Below are 19,350 nucleotides of genomic sequence, written 5' to 3'. Positions count from 1 at the left end.
CCACACCGACCAGGCGGGGGCGGCGCCAGGAGCCGCGCCCTTCCCCGGCGGGGCCTACCAGGCACCAGGGCAGGGCTCCGTCAGAGGGTTCTTCGGCTCGGTGCGTCGGACAGGGGTGATGCGCACGCAGGACCGGTGGGTCGGCGGCGTCGCCGGTGGCACCGCCAGGAGGCTGGGGGTCGACCCCACCCTCGTACGGTGCCTGTGGGTTGTCGTCTCCGTCTTCACCGGGGTCGGCCTCCTCGCCTACGGGCTGGGCTGGGCGCTGCTGCCCGAGGAGGGCGACGGGCGCATCCACGTGGAGGAGGCCCTGGCGGGCCGTTTTGAGGCGGGGCTGGCAGGAGCAGCGGGCTCGGTCCTCATCGGCATGAGCCTGCTGGACCACGGGCTCCTTCCCGGATGGTACATCGGGGCGTGGGACGTGCCAGGTCTCGGCTGGGTCCTGTGGTCCCTGTTCTGGCTGGCCCTGCTGGCCCTGGTCCTTGTCGGCGGCATCCGCTACCTGTCCAGGCAGCAGGGAGGGGAGACACCGCCTCCTCCTGTGGGAGCGGGCGGCCCGGCCCCAGCCGGCCCCGCAGGTGCCCCGTACTCCGCCACCCCTGGAAACCGCCCGCGCCCCACTGGCGCCTCAGCATCACCGGGTGGGCAGCCCTCCGTGGACGCCACGCCCCCGGCAGGCTCGTCCCCGGCGCCCGGAGACGCGGGGCCTATGACCTCCTCTGTGGCCGCCACGCCCTCCCCAGTGCCGCCCCCGGCCGGGCCTGCCGCCCAGCCGCCCCCAGGGCACAACCCGTCCGCACCCGGCTCAGCACCGGGAGCCTGGGCGGTCTCGGGGCCAGCCCCGTCCGCAAGGCCCTACCCCGGCCCAGGCGACCCGGGTGGCAGGCAGCCGTACTACGGCGGCTACCACCCTAGCCGTACCGCGCCCTACCCGGCCGGTCCGGGCAGCACGCCCTACCCGCTGTCCCCACCCGTTGGCCACAAGGCAACCACCCCGGGGCCCCGGCCCCAACGTCCCGGGCCGGGCAGAGGAGTCTCCCTGACGGTGCTGGGGCTCGCCCTCATCTGCGCCGCCGGCATCTGGTTCGCGGCCAGCACGGAGCGCGTCGGCCTCATCCAGTCCCACCTGCTCCTGGCGGGGTGCGTCGTGGGGCTGCTGGGCGCCGGAGTCCTGGTCAGTGGGCTGCGCCGTCGCCGCGGCGGGTGGATGACGGCCCTGGGATGGCCAGTCCTCCTCCTCGTGCTCCCGGGCCTGGTGCTGGGCATGCTCACACCGGCACCGGCTTTGAGGGCGACCTGGCCGCAGATACTCCACGGGACCGGGACCAGGACCGTGGTCACCTGGGAGGAGCTGTCCGCGTCTGCGGGCGGGAGCAGCAGCGTCACCCGGGAGCTGGGAATCGGCCGTCTCATCCTGGACCTGCGAGACATGCCTGCCGATGCTGGCGACTCCCTTTCCACGATCTCGGCCAGTGTGGACATCGGCAACCTGTCGCTCCTCGTCAGTGAGGAGCAGACGGTCAGGATCCGCGCCCGGGCCGACGTGGGCGGCGTCAACGCGGAGTTGACCGGGAGCTGGCAGCTGAACGGGTCCGCCGTGACCACGACCGGCGACGAGGAGGGGACAGGGCGCTACACCACCGACGGGCAGCGGGTCGCCCAGTCCGAGCACCATGTCAGTGGGCTGGAGCAGGAGGCCACGGTGGCCTCGGCCTCGGCCTCGGCCGCTGACGCCGGGAGCGGGGCATCCGTTGTCACTGTGAACGCCAGCGCCGACATGGGGTCGGTCAACATCATCGCGGGGCCTGACGAGGTGACCTGGTACGGCAACGCCCAGGAGGACGTGTGGGTCGTCTACCGCTGGTACGAGGCAGGGGGTTCCAATCCGAGGACCAGCCTTCCCGTGCCCGGTACGGACCACGCGGCGGTCTCCTCGGACACCGCTGAGCTGTGCCTGGAATCCATTGAGGAGGAGCGGGAGGACGCAGCAGCCTCCGGGGAGGGCTGGGACGACGCCGCGACCTGGACCGACCTGTCGGGGCTGGGGGAGCAGCAGCGTGCCGCCTACGACGCCTGTGTCGCCCAGCAGCTCTCTGCGGGGGCGGGGAGCCGACCGGGAGAGGACGGAGAGGACTCTGGAGACAACTCCGCAGCCTCACCGGGCACCACCGCCTCCGGCTCGCCCAGCACTGACCCCTCCCCCGGCGACAGCACCTCGGCAGAGGCCTCCGACAGGCCCACCCTCGCCCCGTCAGCCACTGCGGCCCCGTGACCCCTGGGAGCCACCCAGTGAACCACTCTGGGAGCCACCCAGTGAACAAGGTCTGGCACGTCACAGCGCCCACGGCTGCCCCCCAGCAACAAGGTCCGGGCGTCCCGGCCTGCGCCCAGTGCCGCAGCACGACACAGTGCAGGACACCTCACGCCCCGCACGCGTAGACACACAGACACACGTCAGGACAGGAACACATGCACGAAGACAGCGAAGACAGCACGGGCAGCGGCTCCTCCACCTCTGCCGACACCTCTCCGGTGGCACCTGAGCCGCCCACCACGGGCAGCACCGCCAGGGCCACAGACCCCACCGGGGCGGCCGGGGACGACCAGCCGACAGGACCTCCCCGACCTGTGGGAGCAGCAGACACGACAGGAGCCGCGAGCGCAGGCAGGGACACGAGCGGACCCTCCGGCACGTCTGGCCCCGCAGGAGCTGGCAGCACCACCAGCGGCCGGGCGGCTCCCAGCTCTGCGGGTGGCCGGGGCACCTCGGCCACCACGGGCACCGTGTGGAGCTCAGGCACCGCCGCCCCTGAGGGTGCTGGGAGCACGGACCAGCCGCCGAGGAGCATCAGGGGCTCCACCCTCCTGTGGGGCGCTGTCCTGGTCCTGGTAGGCAGCCTGCTCATCATGACCGGGCTGGGAGTACGTCTGGACCCTGCGGCCACAGGGATCGCGTGCCTGGGAGGGATCGGGCTCGTGCTGGTGGTCCTGGCCCTGGTCCCCCGCCGTTCCGGTCGGGGCTGAGCGCTCCGGCTGGCTCGGGGGAGGCCCGGTCCTTGGGCCTCCCCCGAGCAGGCCGTCACCACGCTGCTGCACATCTTCACGGGACACCTGCGCGGGTGGACGTCGGAATCAAGCCGCCCACGCGCGGGCAAGTCACACCGCTGGGCCTGAAGATGTGCAACAGCAGTCGCGCTGCACATCTTCGGTCCTGTGCGGTGCCTCCGCCGCACTCCCTCACGCAGCACACTGGCAGAGACACGCGGATCCTGCCGCCACCAGCCCGTCACAGCCAGCCAGGTGGGAGGCCGAAGATGTGCAGCTGCCGGGGAGCGCCGCCGGGTACTCAGCCCTGGTAGACGATCTTGGCCCTGAGGTCGGCCACGGCGTCGTCACCCAGGTAGTAGCGCACGATCTCCAGGCCGAAGTCGATAGCCGTGGCCATGCCCCGGGAGGTGATGACGCTGCCGTCCACGACCACGCTGGCCTCACTGACTGTGGCACCGTGCTTGGCCAGGACGCTGGTGAATCCGGGGTTCGACGTCGCCTTCCGCCCCTCCAGCAGGCCCAGCTCGGCCAGGATGGAAGGGGCCGCGCAGATAGCCGCCACCGGACGGCCTGCCTCCACACGAGCCGTGACCTCATCCATCAGAGGCTGGCAGGCCCGGAGGTTGGGGGTGCCGGGGAGGCCGCCGGGCAGGACGAGCATGTCGTAGTCGGCCAGGTCGGTCCCCTCCAGGAGGCGGTCGCAGGTCAGGACGATGTTGTGGGAGGAGGTCACGGTCACCTCCGGAGCCACCGCGACCATGTCGGTGGGGATGCCGGCGCGGAAGAGCAGGTCCACCACGGCCAGTGCCTCCACCTCCTCCAGCCCGGGTGCGATAAGGACGGCGACCTTCTTGTCTGTGCTGCGTGTCCCTGCCTTGAGCTCAGGCATAGCTCCTCCTTGGTGGCTGCTACTGGTTGGACCATGTCGGCCAGTGGACCCGACCATCCTCAGCTGCCCGGTGCTGGCCCATCGCCATCAGACTCTACGCCGCGCACCCGGGCGCCTGCGGCCACGACGACGCCATGGTCATGGGAGCCCCCTGATCAGTGGTACGTGGGGAACGGCCTGGGCAGACTACCCGGGCTGTTGACGAGCGCCCACGCAGGGCATAACGCGCCCCGTGAGTGTCAGTACCTGTGAATCTGACACTGCTGCTTGATGCGGCGGATGTCGGGGGGCAACTCCTCCCACGGCATGTCCCGCGGCGCGTCACAGGTGCCAGCCGCCTCGGCGACCTCGTAGTACCAGCACTTGTAGGTGATGAAGTCCAGCGTGCGGCGCGCCTCCTCCAGCTGGTCCTCGACCCGCGCACGCCGTGCCTCCACGATGGCCCGGCGCTGCCCGATGGTGGCGTCACCCTGCTCGTACAGCTCGACGTAGCGCCGGACCTCCTTGATAGGCATGCCGGAGAGCTTGAGCCGCTCCACGTAGCGCACCCACTCCAGGTCGTCCTCGGTGAAACGCCTGGTCCCGCTACTGGTGCGTGAGACTCCCGGCAGCAGGCCCTGCCTGTCGTAGTAGCGCAGGGCGGAGGGGGTCATCCCCAGCTCCGCGGCTGCCTCACCAATGCTCAGGTCGTGCGCCACGTGCCCCCCTTGTTCCGATGTGTTCCGCTGTCTGCTGCCCGTCGTGCTCGCTCCACCTGACCACGCAGCAGATCAGGCAACATATGACAAGCCTCATACTTGACTTGATGCGGGCTTCAAGTTTCAGACTACCGCCGTCATGGAGCGCACACCACGCGGCGGCGCCACCACCCATCAGGCACCAACCAGCACCTCAAGGAGAAGCAGTTGAGGACCACCGTCTTCCTCTTCCACCCCCACCTGGACGTCTCCGTGGTCAACGCGCGCCTGGCGCGCGGCCAAGGACGTCGAGGGCGTCGTCGTCAGGAACATGTACGGCCTCTACCCTGACGAGCACGTCGACGTCGCCGCCGAGCAGGAGGTGCTCCTGGGCACCGACCGCATCGTGTGGCAGTTCCCCATGTACTGGTACTCCTGCCCGCCCCTGCTCAAGAAGTGGGAGGACGAGGTCCTGACGCACGGCTGGGCCTACGGCTCCACGGGCACTGCCCTGCACGGCAAGGAGCTCCTGGTCGCGGTCTCCCCCGGCGCGGACGCTGGGAGCTACACGCCTGAGGGCAAGTTCCACTACTCCGTCACCGAGCTGCTGCGGCCTTTCCAGGCCACCAGCAACCTCATCGGCACCCGCTTCCTCACTCCGTTCGTCACCACGGGCACTAACGGGATGAGCCCGCAGGCCCTGGAGGACCGAGCCGCGGCCTACGCCCAGGAGCTGACTGCCGAGCGGCCCGCCCTGGGTCTGCACGAGGGCTGACTACCGGGAGCCGCGCACTAGGAGCAGCAAGGCACCGCGGCCACTGGCCAGTGCTACCGCACCAGCAGCAACCGACAGATCCACCGCAGGGGACCGGACCACAACCACTGGCCAGTGCCACCACACCAGCACCGGCACGCGCACTCGCACCTTGACAGCCCCCTGGCTGGGGCTGCTGCCCCGACAGCACCACCCGCGAGGGCAGCGGGCCCGCCACGGGCCTGGTGTGCCAAGAACTGGACCGCTACCGGGGAGGGCTCAGTGCTGCGAGAGCCTGCCAGGGTGCCCAGATCTCCGACAAGGGCGTGTGCAGCCGGTATCGGCGCTGACGTGGCTCAGCGGACTCCCACGGAGCCACGTCCTGGCCCGACAGGTCGTCGCGGCTCCTTGTCCGTGGGGCGGACACCCTCTGTACGCTTGCCTGCCACCAGGCAGATCCTCACCACAGGACCTGGAGGTGCCACGGAGGTCTGCCAGGTGCTCGCCATGATGGCGTGGGAGTTCCTGCCTGGTCTGTCTGCCCGGGTGCCGGGTTTTGCACGCTTGCCTGGCAGGGTGCTTGGGGGCTGGTACGTGCTGGTCGCAGGCGCAGCGGCACACTCACGTTTCTGGGCGAGAGATGGATTCCGCGTGATACCGCGGTTTGTGGTGGAGGGCGGTTCCTGGTTCCGAGGCTCCCATGTGCTTCGAGATCCTTATTGCACATGGGAGCTCTCCAGGCCTCACCGAGGTGTCTGGTAAAACGGCGTGATTGCGCGGACCTGCATAAACACGGTGAAGGCTGAGCGTGCAACCGCGTTGCCGCGGACCCCGCGACCACAGCCGCAGCCAGCCACAACCCACCGTGCGTACCCACACCTCCTTCACAGGCCCCACCCCGAGGAGCCCGCCGCACCCTGGTACCGAGATGTGCCGAGTCCTCACAAAGTACCTGTACGTCAGTACTTTGTGAGGACTCGGCACATCCTGAGGACTCGACACGTCTCAGTGGGCCAGATCCCGACGCGGCACTCACCGGCGCCAGGCGGCAGGCCAGGACCACGTGGGCAGCAGAGGACCACCTTGGCCTGAAAAGGACTGCTCAGTCTCAGGTCTCCTGCCTCCAGCGTCTCAGGAGCGGAAGCACCGTAGTCAGGTAGGAGACCGCCTCGTCCCTGCTGAGGCCTGTGCTGTCCGCCATCAGGGGCGCCGTGTGCTCAATGACCTCCTCCAAGGTCTCCTGGGAGGTGAAGTCGCCCTTCTGGTAGCACCAGGTGCAGTACTCCTCCGTCCGGCTCCCGTCAGCCTCGGTGCCGCAGAGCTCCTCCGTGGGTACCGGCATGCCACAGCTCTGGCAGGAAGGATCCTCTGGCATCTCCAGCAGGCGAGTGACGGGAGTACCGAGAGTGATGGCAATCAGCTTGCACATGTCGATACCAGGCGCGACCGCTCCGGTCTCCCATCGCGACACCGCCTGCCTGGTTACGAACAGCCTCTCGGCAAGGTCCTTCTGTGTCAGCCCCTGGTCCTCACGCGCCTGGGCAATCATCGATCCGATTGACATATGGTCTCCTTTCTCGTCAGGGCCGCCGCCGGCCCACGCGTCTCGTACGCGTCCTCAGTAAAGCAACGAGGTGCGACGAGGTCGCGAAACAGGATGTTTCCTGCGCAGCCAGGTACCTCGTCACAGCCTGGTGGCAACCGGACCCCGACCCTGGGCGCCCAGCCCCGCCCCGACCCCGCACACGCAGGGCGCCTCTCGGCAACCTGTGGACCTCCATCTCCTCGTGGCCCCCGACCCCGCACACGCGGGGCGCCTCCGGACAGGGCGGTCGAGGACTGGAGGCTGGCCCACCCGACCCCGCACACGCGGGGCGCCTCCTCACACCCTGTCACCCAGTGGAGAATGCCTTCTGCCTTAGGATGCCTTCAGTCTTCAGTCTGATCAGGATGAGCAAGTCGTTTCGCTTCTTCCATCGGATGAGTACCGCGCGCCCCTCTTCGGTCACGTCAAAGCCCGCCAGCTCATTCGATATCAGACCGAGCGCACCCCAGAATACAGTTTCGTTTCATGCGCGCCACACCTGACAGATCTAAGAGCCTAAAAGAACAAGGGAGCGGCAGGGACGGACCGCCCTGCGCGCGGATACTGTGCCAGCACGTAGAGGGGGAGTCGGCCCTGGGGCGACAGACCGCCCGCGCACGGATAGTATGACCCGCACGCATCCCGTTGTCCTCGTAGAATTCTACGAGGACAACGGGACCAAAGAAACAGCACCGGAGGAGAACGGGACGTCGCACTGCCCTATCTGCGCAGGCGCGCCAGGCGCCGAGCCAGCCTGTTTCGGCTCCGGTGAAGCCACCACCAGCTCAACGTGTGCCTCACCTGGAGCGAACCAAGCTCTTGCAGGCTCGGTAAACCTCTTCGGGCCAGCTCACTGCTGACGCGGTCCCGGTCGCTCCCGTACTCCTCAATAAGACGGTGAGCCTCGCGTACCCGCTCCGACCCTAAGGGGTGCGCAGCGATCTTCGCATCAGTTGCTCGAATCCTAGCGGAGATCACCTTCTCTGACGGTCGCATAAACATCACGCCCCCTTTTCACCTTCCAACAACGCAGGCAAATGCAGCCCGGCCAAATGCTGCCAGGATTGACGCCGGGTTTCCCATTGAGGCGATCGCGCTGATCTGTGGGCCCGCCAGCCCGATACCCACCAGACATTTTATCATCCATGGCGCCAGCCAAATAGGATCGGCCACAACCGGGTAGGAAACGTCCTCAGCAGACGCGTGGTCAACAACTTGGACCAGCGTACTCCCGTCAGTCTCCTACCAGGTCGGGACGCTTCTCCCCTCGGCGTCCGTCGCCCACGCCGAGCCTGCAGCGAGAGTGACACTGCCATCACCATCGACGACAACCGCCCCGTCGTCAACAAGCTCAAGATGCTGGTCGTCCTGAAGATCGATCTCGTAGGAGCACCGCGTTGGGGCGGCGCCATCGGCTATCTCTGTTAGCATCTGGGCGCCGTGGTCGGTCACAATGACGGCGCTCGCGCTCTCTTCGCCGGGAAACACCACCGTGCCACCATCAAGAACCTCAGCCTCCTGCGACCCCGCAGCTTCTGGGAGCCCGATTCTAACCGACTCTCCCTCTGAGTCCGTGAAAGTGACTCCTTCACCGCCACTGGAAGGTACATCGACCGTACCGCCAGTCAGGGTCGTCCGCCCAACACCCTCCGGGTTGATCGGCTCCCCGACCCACGCCACTTCACGATCCCTCATACTTGAGATCGCCTCCGCGACTGCAGCCGGATCCTCGGGCCCGGCACCCGGAAACTGTTCTGACGACCATGCACTGGCCGACATCGAAAAGAATACTGCTGCAACAAGACAAGCAGCGCCGACACGTCGGCTCTGGCGCCTCATTGCGCTAGGCTCTTTTAGGGCTCATGATGCAACTCCTGTGTACGCTCGCAATACGACAATGCACGCAATGTATATGTTACATCCATGAACGCTTCCAGTCAACAGAGATGCCGGTCTTACCGTCGAAAGTATGAGGCCTCCGTCGATCGGATAACCACCCTATCCCGCCGATCAGACGCTTAGATCAGTCGTTCAGCCAAGCCTGCCGTACGGGTGGCGAAGCCTCAGGCCACTGCCGATGGGCCACGGCCACGCGACAGAGCCCCGGCTTACTGACAGCAGGGCCGGGCAGCAGGGCTCCCAGACTCATGACGGGGGACAAGGCCTAGCGCCCAGGCACGGCTCAGGGGGCCAGGACCGCGTTAGTCCAGGACCGCGTTCCACCGCAGGAACTCAACAGTGTGCCCCACCGCCCGCTCCCACCGCTCGTCGGCGAAGCCGTGTCCAGCCCCGGGCACGGTGACCAACTGGGCGTCGGGGAAGGCGCGCACCGCCCGCTGGGAGGAGGTCAGAGGGACAGAGCGGTCCTGGTCTCCGTGGATGATGAGCACCGGCCCCCGGTAGGCGGCGACCTCGGCGTAGACATCCAGGTCCCAGGCGTCGGCCGCGTAGGCGCGCCCCAGGAGAGTACCTCGGTGCTCGTAGCGCTGCGGCACCGCCGCCAAGGTCGGGAACCGCGAGCGCAGGTCCTCCGCCAGGCCCAGCGCGGGGTACCACAAGGCCAGCGCGGACACCTGTGAGGGGTGCCGGGCCGCCGCCAGCGCGGCCACTGCCCCACCCAGGCTCACCCCGAACAGCGCCACGCGCGTGGCATCAACAACGTCCCACCGGCCGACCTGAGCCAGGACCCCCTCCAGGTCAGCCAGCTCGGTGAGAACGGACATGTCCTCAGCCTTCCCCTGGCTGGCCGCTCCCCCGCCGCCGCGGAAATCAAAGCACACCGCCACCGCGCCCTGGGCCGCCAGGCGCTGGGCCAGCGGCGCCACCCGCAGGTGAGAGCCGTCCATGCCGTGGCAGCACACCACCAGGGGCGCCGGGCTGGCAGCGGTCGCAGAGCCCGGCACGTAGGCCAGTCCACCCACGCGCTGGCCCGCCACGGTCAAGGCAAGCGGCCTCGAGCTGTAGCCCTTTGTCCCCCGTGCCGACCGCGTCATGGACGCGGCCTCTCCACCGCACCTGCCGACGCAGCGGCACCAGCAGAATCTGCGGTGCTCTCCGCGCCCGCAGCCTCGACCGACCCCCGGGCACTGACGGAACCAGCTGGCCACGCGGCAGGGCAGGCCGCTTGCGGCCAGGTATCCCGTTCTGGCCAGAACCTGGTGCGCTCCAGGCCTGGCAGGCCCAGGGGGCTGGGCACCAGGCGGCGCAGCGCCCGGCCCAGGGCGGGGACGTGGAGCGGCAGGGTGCTGGAGAGCACGGTGTAGCGCTCGCCGCCCTCCAGGACGTCGTAGCCGGTCAGCTCCAGCCCGTGGCGCCGGTAGAAGGCCAGCCGCCGGTACCGCTGGTCGATATTGCTCGCGCTGGGGTCCAGCGGCTCGATCTCCAGGACCACAGGACGCCTCCCGGCCCGCTCCAACACGTCACCCAGGATCTGCGAGCCGTAGCCGCGTCCCTGGTGGGCGTCGTCAACGGCCAGGAACAGCAGGAAGAAGACCTCCGGCGTCTGGACGGTGTAGGTGAAGCCGACAAGGCCGCTGCACGAGCCACGGCCAGGGCCATGGCAGCCAGCACCCTCCCAGGAGGCACCACCCTTGGCACGCGCGTCACGCCCGCCCCCGGCCGAGGGACCGCTTCCAGCCGACGCACAGTCTCCGGCGAGCGCGCTGCCCTCCTCATAGACCTCCAGGTCCACGCCGCGGCGCAGGGAAGCCAGGCACAGCAGCGGTAGGGGGACCCTCTCGCTGGGCGGGAAGGCACGGTGGTACAGCGCGGCGACCTCCGCCCTGCGACGCAGGGTCAGGCCGGTGGCGTATCGGTTCAGCATCTCGGGATCGTCTCACACGGCAGCCGAGCGCGCGCAACCTCCCCGACCATCCCAACCTCACTACCAGCACCGCCCCGGCCAGCGTCTGCTACCAGCGTCCCCAGCGGGGCGTCGGCACCACGTCCCATGAGGCGTGAGCCTACTGGTCGTGCCGCTCGACGAGGGCTCGGCGCATCACCGCGCGCACAGCCCTCCCGAGCTCACGATGCGCCAGCCCGGCCAGCGCCTCAGTTCTCCCGGACGCGAGCGAGTCGCCGATCGAGGCCGTCAGTCCGTGCACAACAAAGTCGATGTCGAACAGCTCCTCCTCCGACAGCTCCTCGCGCGAGACACCCGCGTACTCCAGCCAGGCTCGCATGACATGCTTCCTGAAGATGCTCAACAGATACGGGGAGTCACCTCTGGCGTAGAGCCACCCCCGACGCAACGAGGCCCGGACCTGCGGGCTGGAAAGGAGCCCCGACACCTCCTCACCCAGGATGAGCCGCCCAACCAGCAGGGAGACATCGGCCTCAGCCTGGTTCTCGCGGAACAATTGCTCGGCCAGGTCGTCCACGTTTGCGTAGTGGTAGTAGATCGTCTTGTGATTGACCCGAGCCTCGCGGGCAAGACGCTTGATCGTCACGTCAGCGTACGGGCACTGCGACAGAATTCCCCAGAACGCGTCCTTGATCCGGTTCCTCGCAGAGTCCTCACCCAGGTCCGCCCTCGGTCGCGCCACGTCCCACACCCCCTGTGCCTGCCTGAGGCCATATGGACAGGCCAGGCTACCAGTAGCAGGACCACGCAGACCCGCCGCCAGCAGCCAGCCCCGGCTCCCCTCCCCAGCAGGCAGGAACCACCACAGCCGATGACGCCGTACGAGGAACCGGAAGAACCGGCCGCAACCTTCCATTTAGCCTCAGCAGCGCAGGCGCTAGGGTCAAGTCGCCTCCAAGAACCCGGAGGCCGAAAAAGCCCGGGAAGCGGTCAGAGAACACCGCGGCTCACGAGAAAGGCAGGTTCCAATGGCGACCCAGTTCTGGTACTCCTGGCCCTGGATGGGGCTGGGCATCTGTCTCACGGTGCTGGTTCTTATGTTTGGCACTAACGTGCTGCGCAGCTCCACCAGCATCAGCCGGTGGAGGGACCCGGCATGGTTCGCCTGGTTCCCGGTAGTCACCTATACGGCCCACCAGTTCGAGGAGTACTCCTTCCACATCACCGACGGTCAGTACGACCTAGTGCGCTTCGTCACCACAAGCGGGGTGCTCCCCTTCGACCTGACGAACCTCCCTGCGGCCCACTTCCCCGTGGTCAACATTCTCCTCGCGTGGTTCGTGGCCCCTCTCGCCGCCCTCCTGGCACGAAGAAACCCTGTCATCGGGTTCTCCCTGTTTGGGTTCATGCTGTTCAACGGGATCACGCACATCACCGGAGGCTTCGACCCGTCCCAGAACCCCGGCGTGGTTACGGGCACCCTCCTCTTCATTCCCGGCACGGTGTGGATGATCGTCCTGTGCCTCAGAGGGCACGTCATGTCGCGCGCGGGCCTGGCAGTGACACTCGGGGCAGGCATCCTGGCCCACGTCATCTTCTTCAGGGTCTACGCGCTGGCACCGCTGGGCCCGGTCGCGGTCCTGGCTGGCGATGTCGTGGCCGTGTTCCTTCCGCTCGCCCTGGCCTGGCTCGGTTGCAGGCTGTTCAGGATCGCCGCGTAGGGCCGTGCGCGTGGGCACTCCGCCGCTACGCACCAGGCACACGCCCCGAGACTCACTCCCACTCGATAGTGCCCGGGGGCTTGCTGGTGACGTCCAGCACCACCCGGTTGACCTCAGGGACCGAGTTGGTGATCCGGTTGGAGATGCGCGCCAGGACGTCGTAGGGCAGCCGGGTCCAGTCAGCGGTCATCGCGTCCTCGCTGCTGACCGGCCGCAGCACGACAGGATGGCCGTAGGTACGTCCGTCTCCCTGGACGCCCACGCTACGCACCTCGGCCAGCAGCACCACCGGGCACTGCCAGATCTCGGGATCCAGGCCCGCCGCGCTCAGCTCCTCCCGAGCAATGGCGTCAGCCGCGCGCAGGACACGCAGCCTCTCTGCCGTCACCTCCCCGATGACCCGGATGCCCAGACCCGGACCGGGGAAGGGCTGGCGGGCCACGATCCGCTCGGGCACCCCCAGCTCGCGGCCCACGGCACGGACCTCGTCCTTGAACAGCGTGCGCAGCGGCTCGACCAGCTCGAAGTCCAGGTCCTCAGGCAGCCCGCCCACGTTGTGGTGGCTCTTGATACTGGCCGCACCCTCACCGCCGCCAGACTCCACGACGTCGGGGTAGAGAGTGCCCTGCACCAGGAAGCGGATCTGCCCGCCTGCGGCACCAACCTCCTCCACCACGCGGCGCTGGGCCGCCTCGAAGGAGCGGATGAACTCCCGGCCGATGATCTTGCGCTTGGCCTCCGGCTCGCTCACCCCGGTCAGGGCGGTCAGGAAGCGCTGCGTCTCGTCCACGGTGACGACGCGGACACCCATATCCTGCGCGTAGTCCCTCTCCACCTGCTCACGCTCACCGGAGCGCAGCAGCCCGTGGTCCACGAAGATGCAGGTCAGCCGGTCCCCCACCGCCCGGTGAACCAGGGCCGCAGCCACCGAGGAGTCCACGCCTCCGCTCAGCCCGCAGATGACGTGGCCCTCACCCACCTGGGCACGGATACGCTCGACCTGCTCGTCGATAATGCTGCCGGGCGTCCAGGTGGCGGGAATCCCGGCCTCCTCGTGAAGGAAGCGCTCCAGCACCGCCTGGCCGTGCTCGGTGTGAAGCACCTCCGGGTGCCACTGGACCCCGTAGAGGCGGCGCTGGACATCCTCAAAGGCGGCCACCGGGGTCTGGTCGGTGGAGGCGGTGACGAGGAACCCGGCGGGGGCGGCCTGCACAGCGTCGCCGTGGCTCATCCACACCACCTGCTCGGCAGGGGTCCCGGCAAACAGGCGGCTGCCAGGCTCCACGCGCGCTGTGGTGCGCCCGTACTCGCGCGTGCCGGTACGCCCCACCTGCCCCCCCAGGGCCTGGGCCATGACCTGGAAACCGTAGCAGATCCCCAGGACCGGCACCCCCGCCTCCAGGACAGCAGCGTCAAGGCCGGGAGCCCCGGGTGCGTAGACCGAGGACGGCCCTCCGGAGAGGATGACAGCGGCAGGCCGCCGGGCCAGCACCTCCTCCGCAGGCATGGTGTGGGGCACGATCTCGGAGTAGACCGAGGCCTCACGCACCCGGCGGGCAATCAGCTGGGCGTACTGGGCACCGAAGTCCACCACGAGCACGGGGCCGACAGCGCCAGTCCCAGCACCTTCTGCGGGCACGGAGGGGGAGGACGGTTCAGTGGCACTGGCAGCGGCACTGGTGGCGGTACCTGCCCCGAGGCTGTTCTGAGGTGTCGTCACCACAGCAGCATACCCGTCTGCGCCCTGGCACCTGCCCGCACTCCGGCACCTGCCCGCAAGCCGTGTCCCTCCTATGCACTCCCGTACCTCCCAGCACGTCCCCGACGCTCCTGCGCTTCGTCACAGGCGTGCGTCCCACGCCTCGGCGACGCAACGCACCTCACCCTCGTTTGTCTGGACATACGGGGGCACAGGTCCGTAGTGTTCCTTCCGGCGCAAGCCACTCAGCCGGTCCGGGCCGCACGCCTGGCCTGGACCGGCCAGCCGGGCTACCGGCTGCACAGGGTCGTGCAGGGACGCACGACCCACAAGGTCAGGTGGACCTGCATGGCACCCCTCACGATCCCCGGGGCCACAGAGGTCATCGCAGGCCCGGGCACCAACCACGGAGAGGAACCCACCATGACCGCTACTGTCGAGACGACCGCCGAGACCACCACTGCCACGACCGCCGCGCAGCACGTGGGCACCCAGGCCACGCAGGCACAGCAGCAGAGCCGGCACGCCGAGCTGGACCGCACCACCTTCCTGGTGGCCATGGTCGCCGTCATGCTGGGCATCGCCACCATGGCCACCATCGGTGCCGTGACCGGCGTGCCCGCAGTCATGTTCGCTGCCGCCCTGCTGGGTGTCGTGGCTGCTGGATCCTGCGTCTACACCGGAGTCAGCACCCTGTCCCGCTGAGGCGCCTGATCAGCCTCACGTGAGGCTGCGCGGCCGACGAAGCCCGCGCAGCCAGCGCTGCGAGCGTGCCAGACCTGCTACAGGGACATGTCGACCACAGCGCGCCCCTGGACCTCCCGGTTGTGGAGCGCCTCGTAGCCAGCCCCCGCCTGCTCCAGCGGGAAGCGGCGGGAGACCACGTCCTTGTAGTTGATGACACCCCTGGCAGCCAGGTCCACCACAGCAGGCAGGTCCTGGCGGGTCCGCGCCCCGTAGGAGCCCAGGATCGACTGGGACCGGCGCACAGTCCGGTTGATCTCCACGCCAGCGGTCTGCACCCCCGCCCCCAGGCCGATCGGGACCATGCGACCACCGTCAGCCAGCACGTCCAGGGCAGTGGCCCACGTCGCCGGGATACCCAGGGCCTCGAAGGACACGTCCACCCCCTTGCCCCCGGTCAGCCGGAAGACCTCCTCACGAGCGTCCTGGGTGACGGAGTTGACCACAGCAGTGGCCCCGTAGCCGGGCATGGGGGCGAGCTTGTCGTCAGAGACGTCGATGGCGACAACCTGGCTGGCGCCCATGGCCCGGGCCACCTGGACGATGTTGGTGCCCACTCCCCCTGTGGCCACGACGGCCACGGTCTCCCCGTAGCGCAGGTCCGCGCCACGGCGCACCGCGCCGTAGGCGGTCAGCGCCGCGCAGCCGAGGATCGCCGCTGGGACCACGTCGATCTCGGCGGGCACCGGGGCCACAGACGTGGCAGGGATGACGCAGTACTGGGCCAGGCCACCCATGGAGTACATCGCCACCGGCTCGCCGTCGGGCGTAGCCAGACGGGTGGTGCCGTCGTAGAGCACACCCCTGAGACGGTTGAGCTCGAAGAAGGGTCCGCACAGCTCGTCACGGCCAGCGGCACAGGCCTCGCACTGGCCGCAGGGCATGAGGAAGCCGCCCGCGACCCGCTGGCCGACCTCCAGCCCGGTGTGCTCGGTGCCCGGCCCCAGCTCAACGACCGTCCCGGACACCTCGTGCCCCAGGACCGCGGGCAGCGGGAAGGAGATCGCTCCCCCCATGACGTGGAGGTCGGAGTGGCACAACCCGCAGGCAGCGACCTTGACAAGGACCTCACCCGCCTTGGGGCGGGGGGTACGCAGCGTCTCGACGCGCAGACCTGCCCCAGGGTCACGCAGCACCGCCGCCTGCATCACCTCAGGAATCGTGTCAGGCACAGCATCGGGGGCGGCACCTGGAACGGCGTCAGGAGTCAGGACGGCGTCGTTGCGCGTCGTGGTGGTCATTGCTGGTTACCTCTCAGGAGTGGACACTCGGAGCGACGACAAACTGTCAGCAGAGCCCCGGGCTCAGAGCCAACCCGGGGCGCCCAGGAACGCTCAGAAGCGCCTCGGGGCACACTCGCCCCACCGCACCCGCGTCCCGGCTTTCGCCGCGTGCACCCAGCCTACGTCATTTGTCCTGACAATTCCAGGCCGCAGGTCCCAGCTGGGCATATCGCGACCACGGCGGCACCGACGGTCACACCCTGTACCTGCAGCGGGTGGACCCTCACGCTCATGGCAGCGCACACCCCTGGGGCCCACAGGCACCACCGACGGAGTCGTCCTGCCTGCCCAGGCTCTCGGCGCTGGCCTGGTAGAGCACGCGCGCCATCTCCTCGGTGGGCCGGCTGCCAGTGATGACGTAGGTGTCGTCCACCACGAAGTACGGCACGGCGTCGACACCCATCTCGTGGGCCTCGCGCTCGTCGGCGCGCACGGCGTCGGCGTAGTCCCTGCCCGCCAGCACCCGCTCTACCTCCCGGGAGGGCAGGCCAGCCTCCGCCGCCAGGCGCCGCAGGACGTCGTGGTCGGCCATGACTTCGTTGTCGACGAAGTACGCGTGGAAGCACAGCTCCTCAAAGCCCGTGACGCCCAGCTCGTGGGCGAGCTTGGTCAGCCTGTGGGCGTCGAGCATGTTGGTGTTGAGCGTCGTGGCGTAGTTGAAGTCGATTCCCTCGGCGCGTCCCAGGCTGCTGATCGCCTCGACGCGCTGTCGGGCCGCCTTGGTGGTGAGGCGGTACTTCCGGGCAAACCTGTCCACCGTGGCGCCCTGGACCTCGTAGGGGGCGTCAGGGTAGAGCTCAAAGGACTTCATCTCGAGCTCGACCTCGTCGGCCAGCCCGAGGCTGTCAATCGCCCTGCCTAGGCGCGTCCTGCCAATGTAGCAGTACGGGCAGGCGTAGTCGGACCAGTAGGTCACCTTCATGTGCTTCCTCCTCGTCGTAGCCCTGCTGCCGGTGGAGTGCCTGCGCCCGGCCGCGTGTACGGGCCGTGTCCAGTCGAGCGCAGGTCGTGTGCCGTACGGCCCTCACGGGACAACGCACGCGGCCACCGGCCTCAGACTTGCTCATGTCCTGCGGCATGACTACCGTAGCGAGCGCGGCCACGACTTCCTAGTACTGCCTTTCTCTCAGTACCCACGACAAGAGGTGGGGTCAATGCCAGAGGCCCCCAAGATCACGTGGTGCCCTGCAATCACGTCCCGTCAGAAGGTTATCGGCGGGAAGTGGAGGATTGAGATCCTCTTCTACGTCGCCCTGGCGGACGTCAGGCACTGTGGGCAGCTACGGTGCTGCCTGCACGGCATATCGGGACTCCGCGCTGCTCAAGCAACTAAAAGAGCTGGTTGAGGACGACTTTCTTGAGCGTACCGACCACGGCGAGCCCCCGCCCAGGGTGGACTACCGCCTGACCCGTCGCGGAGAGAGCCTCAGGCCGCTTGTCCAGACCATGTGGGACTGGAGCGACATGTGGGCCTGGAGCGAGAAGGAGTTCGAGTTCTCCCAGGAGGAGGCGGAGCAGATGCGCCAGGCACACGAGACCCTGGGAGTCCCACAGGTCAGGCAGCCCTGAGCGCACGCGGCATCCGGACCAGCACCACCGCCAGCGCGACCACGGTCAGGGTGAACATCACCCAGCCCACCACGTCCAGGCCCCAGCGCTGGTAGACCAGCAGGGGGACCACGATCGCGCCGGCATGGGCCAGGGACTGCCCCACCGCTACCAGCCGACGCTGGGTGCCTACCAGCCACGGGGGAATCTGCGGATCTACTGCACCCTGGCATGCGGGCAGCACCAGGACGTACTGGCCTGCCACCAGCGCGACGAGGCAGCCGACGACAGTCCCGGCCAGCGCCCCTCCTGGCAGGTCCGCGTCTGACGGTCCCCCGCCACCAGCGCTAGTGGTGGTCACCAGCACCGTGGCAGCCACCACCGCGACCACGCTGCCCAGCACCACCCGCAGGAAGCGCAGCCGCTCCAGGGTCTCCACCCGCCCCAGGAGCAGGGCCAGGACACTGACGACGCCCCAGCCCACGCAGGCGGCGGCGACCGTGCGCGCGCCTCCTCCCAGGTGGTCAGCCACCGCAGGAGCCAGGACGAGCGCAGCGGCCCCCAGGGGCGCCTCCTGCGCCACCACGAGCACCACGCTGGTCACGGTGGCCTGGCGAATCTGGGGAATCCTGAGGTCGGCGGCGGTCAGCCGCTGCTGCTCGCGGGCCATGCCTGCCTCGTGGCGGGCCCAGTCGACGGCGACAGCAGCCTCCAGGTTGCCATGCAGGCGCCGCAGCGCCTCGAAGGCTCTGACGTCCCCTCCCCGTTCCGCCAGCCAGACCGGACTCTCGGGCAGGCTGATGCCCACCCCCAGGTGCACGGCACCCAGCACGAGGACACCCAGCCACGCCCCGCGCGCAGGATCCGGCAGCCACCGCGCACCCAGGGTTCCCCCCAGCACCACCAGCGCAGCACCCGCTGGCATAAGCGCCATCGCCTGGGGCATGAGGCGTCTGTGACCGGGCAGGGAGAGCTCGTGACAGACCTGGGGGGCCACCAGCAGCAGGAGCCCCGCACCAGCCCCTGCGGCAGCAGGCCCGACCAGGCCAGCCACCACGGCACCAGCGGTCCTGGCGCCTAAGGGACCCTCACCCCCTGTCAAGGCAGCCGCCAGCAGCGCCCCGGCCACGATCAGCGCCCCGGCCCCCAGGTCCGCCACCCTCCTGCCGAGCAGGCGGCTCAGCCGCGGGCCGCACAACGCCCCCACCACAACCATGGCGCACAGGACGAGGGCCACCGGCACGGCAGGCGCCGGGTTGGCCGCGCCGAGCGCACCGCCAGTCGCCTCCTCCACACCGCTGCCCCCACCTGGGAGGCCAGCCGTTGCGGCGCCCCTGCCAGCGCCACCTGCGACGACGACCGCAAGCACCCCCTCCAGGGAGCCCAGGAGCACACCTGCCACCCACGCGTACAGGCGCAGCCGCAAGGGGCTGCGCGGCGCGGGCGAGGTCATGACCGGCTCACCGTGTACGTCATAGGCGGCAGGATACGGTCTCGACACACCTCCCCTGTCGGGGACAGGCGGTGCCCCGGGAAGAATGAACGGCTGCGGCCTCACGGGCGTCCCGTGAGGCCGCAGCACAGGTCAGGGATCCGCCCA

17 protein-coding genes are annotated in these 19,350 nt (G+C 68.9%); 6 read left to right on the top strand and 11 right to left on the bottom strand.

Translation table 11 applies throughout. The features are described from left to right. Positions 1 to 118 precede the first annotated feature (118 nt). Positions 119 to 2,272 carry a PspC domain-containing protein gene (locus CWS50_RS03030; RefSeq protein ID WP_127841615.1) on the top strand — a complete coding sequence of 718 codons (2,154 nt, stop codon included), beginning with the start codon at positions 119 to 121 and terminating at the stop codon, positions 2,270 to 2,272. Positions 2,273 to 2,469: 197 nt separating this feature from the next. Continuing rightward, positions 2,470 to 3,024 (top strand): hypothetical protein, encoded by a 555-nt coding sequence (locus CWS50_RS03025; RefSeq protein ID WP_127841614.1) that lies wholly within the window; start codon positions 2,470 to 2,472, stop codon positions 3,022 to 3,024. 322 nt (positions 3,025 to 3,346) lie between these two features. Here the strand turns inward: CWS50_RS03025 and CWS50_RS03020 are convergent, their stop codons facing one another. Both CWS50_RS03020 and CWS50_RS03015 read right to left on the bottom strand, forming a co-directional pair. Further along, positions 3,347 to 3,937 carry a DJ-1 family glyoxalase III gene (locus CWS50_RS03020; protein ID WP_127841613.1) on the bottom strand — a complete coding sequence of 197 codons (591 nt, stop codon included), beginning with the start codon at positions 3,935 to 3,937 and terminating at the stop codon, positions 3,347 to 3,349. A 239-nt stretch (positions 3,938 to 4,176) separates the two neighbouring features. After that, the gene (locus CWS50_RS03015; RefSeq protein WP_243118432.1) at positions 4,177 to 4,635 is read right to left on the bottom strand and encodes a MerR family transcriptional regulator; all 459 of its coding nucleotides are present in this window, start codon (positions 4,633 to 4,635) and stop codon (positions 4,177 to 4,179) included. Between the two features lie 310 nt (positions 4,636 to 4,945). Between CWS50_RS03015 and CWS50_RS03010 the strand changes: the two genes are divergently transcribed. Then, entirely contained in the window at positions 4,946 to 5,389 is a 444-nt protein-coding gene (locus CWS50_RS03010; RefSeq protein WP_243118431.1) for an NAD(P)H-dependent oxidoreductase, read from the top strand. Between the two features lie 1,087 nt (positions 5,390 to 6,476). Here the strand turns inward: CWS50_RS03010 and CWS50_RS03005 are convergent. The 5 genes from CWS50_RS03005 to CWS50_RS02980 form a co-directional block, all read right to left on the bottom strand. Beyond that, positions 6,477 to 6,932: a zinc ribbon domain-containing protein gene (locus tag CWS50_RS03005; protein ID WP_127841612.1), complete on the bottom strand. Its 456-nt coding sequence runs from the start codon at positions 6,930 to 6,932 to the stop codon at positions 6,477 to 6,479. A 1,263-nt stretch (positions 6,933 to 8,195) separates the two neighbouring features. Further along, a complete protein-coding gene (locus tag CWS50_RS02995; protein ID WP_127841611.1) occupies positions 8,196 to 8,792 on the bottom strand; it encodes a hypothetical protein in 597 nt (198 codons plus the stop codon). Between the two features lie 362 nt (positions 8,793 to 9,154). Then, the gene (locus CWS50_RS02990) at positions 9,155 to 9,946 is read right to left on the bottom strand and encodes an alpha/beta fold hydrolase (RefSeq protein WP_127841610.1); all 792 of its coding nucleotides are present in this window, start codon (positions 9,944 to 9,946) and stop codon (positions 9,155 to 9,157) included. After that, positions 9,943 to 10,776, bottom strand: coding sequence for a GNAT family N-acetyltransferase (locus CWS50_RS02985; protein WP_127841609.1), 834 nt, complete (start codon positions 10,774 to 10,776; stop codon positions 9,943 to 9,945). Before CWS50_RS02985 ends, CWS50_RS02990 begins: the two co-directional genes overlap by 4 nt. A gap of 139 nt (positions 10,777 to 10,915) precedes the next feature. Beyond that, positions 10,916 to 11,497, bottom strand: coding sequence for a TetR/AcrR family transcriptional regulator (locus CWS50_RS02980; RefSeq protein WP_164860063.1), 582 nt, complete (start codon positions 11,495 to 11,497; stop codon positions 10,916 to 10,918). Between the two features lie 286 nt (positions 11,498 to 11,783). Here CWS50_RS02980 and CWS50_RS02975 point away from each other — a divergent pair, with 286 nt between their 5' ends. Then, positions 11,784 to 12,476 carry an HXXEE domain-containing protein gene (locus tag CWS50_RS02975; protein WP_127841607.1) on the top strand — a complete coding sequence of 231 codons (693 nt, stop codon included), beginning with the start codon at positions 11,784 to 11,786 and terminating at the stop codon, positions 12,474 to 12,476. A 52-nt stretch (positions 12,477 to 12,528) separates the two neighbouring features. Here the strand turns inward: CWS50_RS02975 and guaA are convergent, their stop codons facing one another. Further along, a complete protein-coding gene (guaA, locus tag CWS50_RS02970) occupies positions 12,529 to 14,115 on the bottom strand; it encodes a glutamine-hydrolyzing GMP synthase (RefSeq protein ID WP_127843189.1) in 1,587 nt (528 codons plus the stop codon). A 408-nt stretch (positions 14,116 to 14,523) separates the two neighbouring features. On the opposite strand from guaA, the gene CWS50_RS02965 reads away from it, so the two are divergent. Next, positions 14,524 to 14,880: a hypothetical protein gene (locus tag CWS50_RS02965; protein ID WP_243118430.1), complete on the top strand. Its 357-nt coding sequence runs from the start codon at positions 14,524 to 14,526 to the stop codon at positions 14,878 to 14,880. Positions 14,881 to 14,957: 77 nt separating this feature from the next. On the opposite strand, the gene CWS50_RS02960 is transcribed toward CWS50_RS02965, so the two are convergent. Then, positions 14,958 to 16,067 (bottom strand): zinc-binding dehydrogenase, encoded by a 1,110-nt coding sequence (locus CWS50_RS02960; RefSeq protein ID WP_243118500.1) that lies wholly within the window; start codon positions 16,065 to 16,067, stop codon positions 14,958 to 14,960. Between the two features lie 364 nt (positions 16,068 to 16,431). Then, positions 16,432 to 17,124, bottom strand: a complete 693-nt coding sequence (locus CWS50_RS02955) for a DsbA family oxidoreductase (RefSeq protein WP_127841605.1) — start codon at positions 17,122 to 17,124, stop codon at positions 16,432 to 16,434. A gap of 350 nt (positions 17,125 to 17,474) precedes the next feature. Between CWS50_RS02955 and CWS50_RS02950 the strand changes: the two genes are divergently transcribed. Continuing rightward, positions 17,475 to 17,771: a winged helix-turn-helix transcriptional regulator gene (locus tag CWS50_RS02950; protein ID WP_164860062.1), complete on the top strand. Its 297-nt coding sequence runs from the start codon at positions 17,475 to 17,477 to the stop codon at positions 17,769 to 17,771. On the opposite strand, the gene CWS50_RS02945 is transcribed toward CWS50_RS02950, so the two are convergent. Next, positions 17,758 to 19,203 carry an MFS transporter gene (locus CWS50_RS02945; RefSeq protein WP_127841603.1) on the bottom strand — a complete coding sequence of 482 codons (1,446 nt, stop codon included), beginning with the start codon at positions 19,201 to 19,203 and terminating at the stop codon, positions 17,758 to 17,760. The two genes, CWS50_RS02950 and CWS50_RS02945, sit on opposite strands and share 14 nt — an antisense overlap. Between the last annotated feature and the right edge of the window lie 147 nt (positions 19,204 to 19,350).

Origin of the sequence: Actinomyces wuliandei (assembly GCF_004010955.1) — a bacterium.
Lineage (GTDB): Bacteria > Actinomycetota > Actinomycetes > Actinomycetales > Actinomycetaceae > Actinomyces > Actinomyces wuliandei.
The sequence above is the reverse complement of the archived record's forward strand: the minus strand, read 5'-3'. Positions and strand labels throughout refer to the sequence as shown.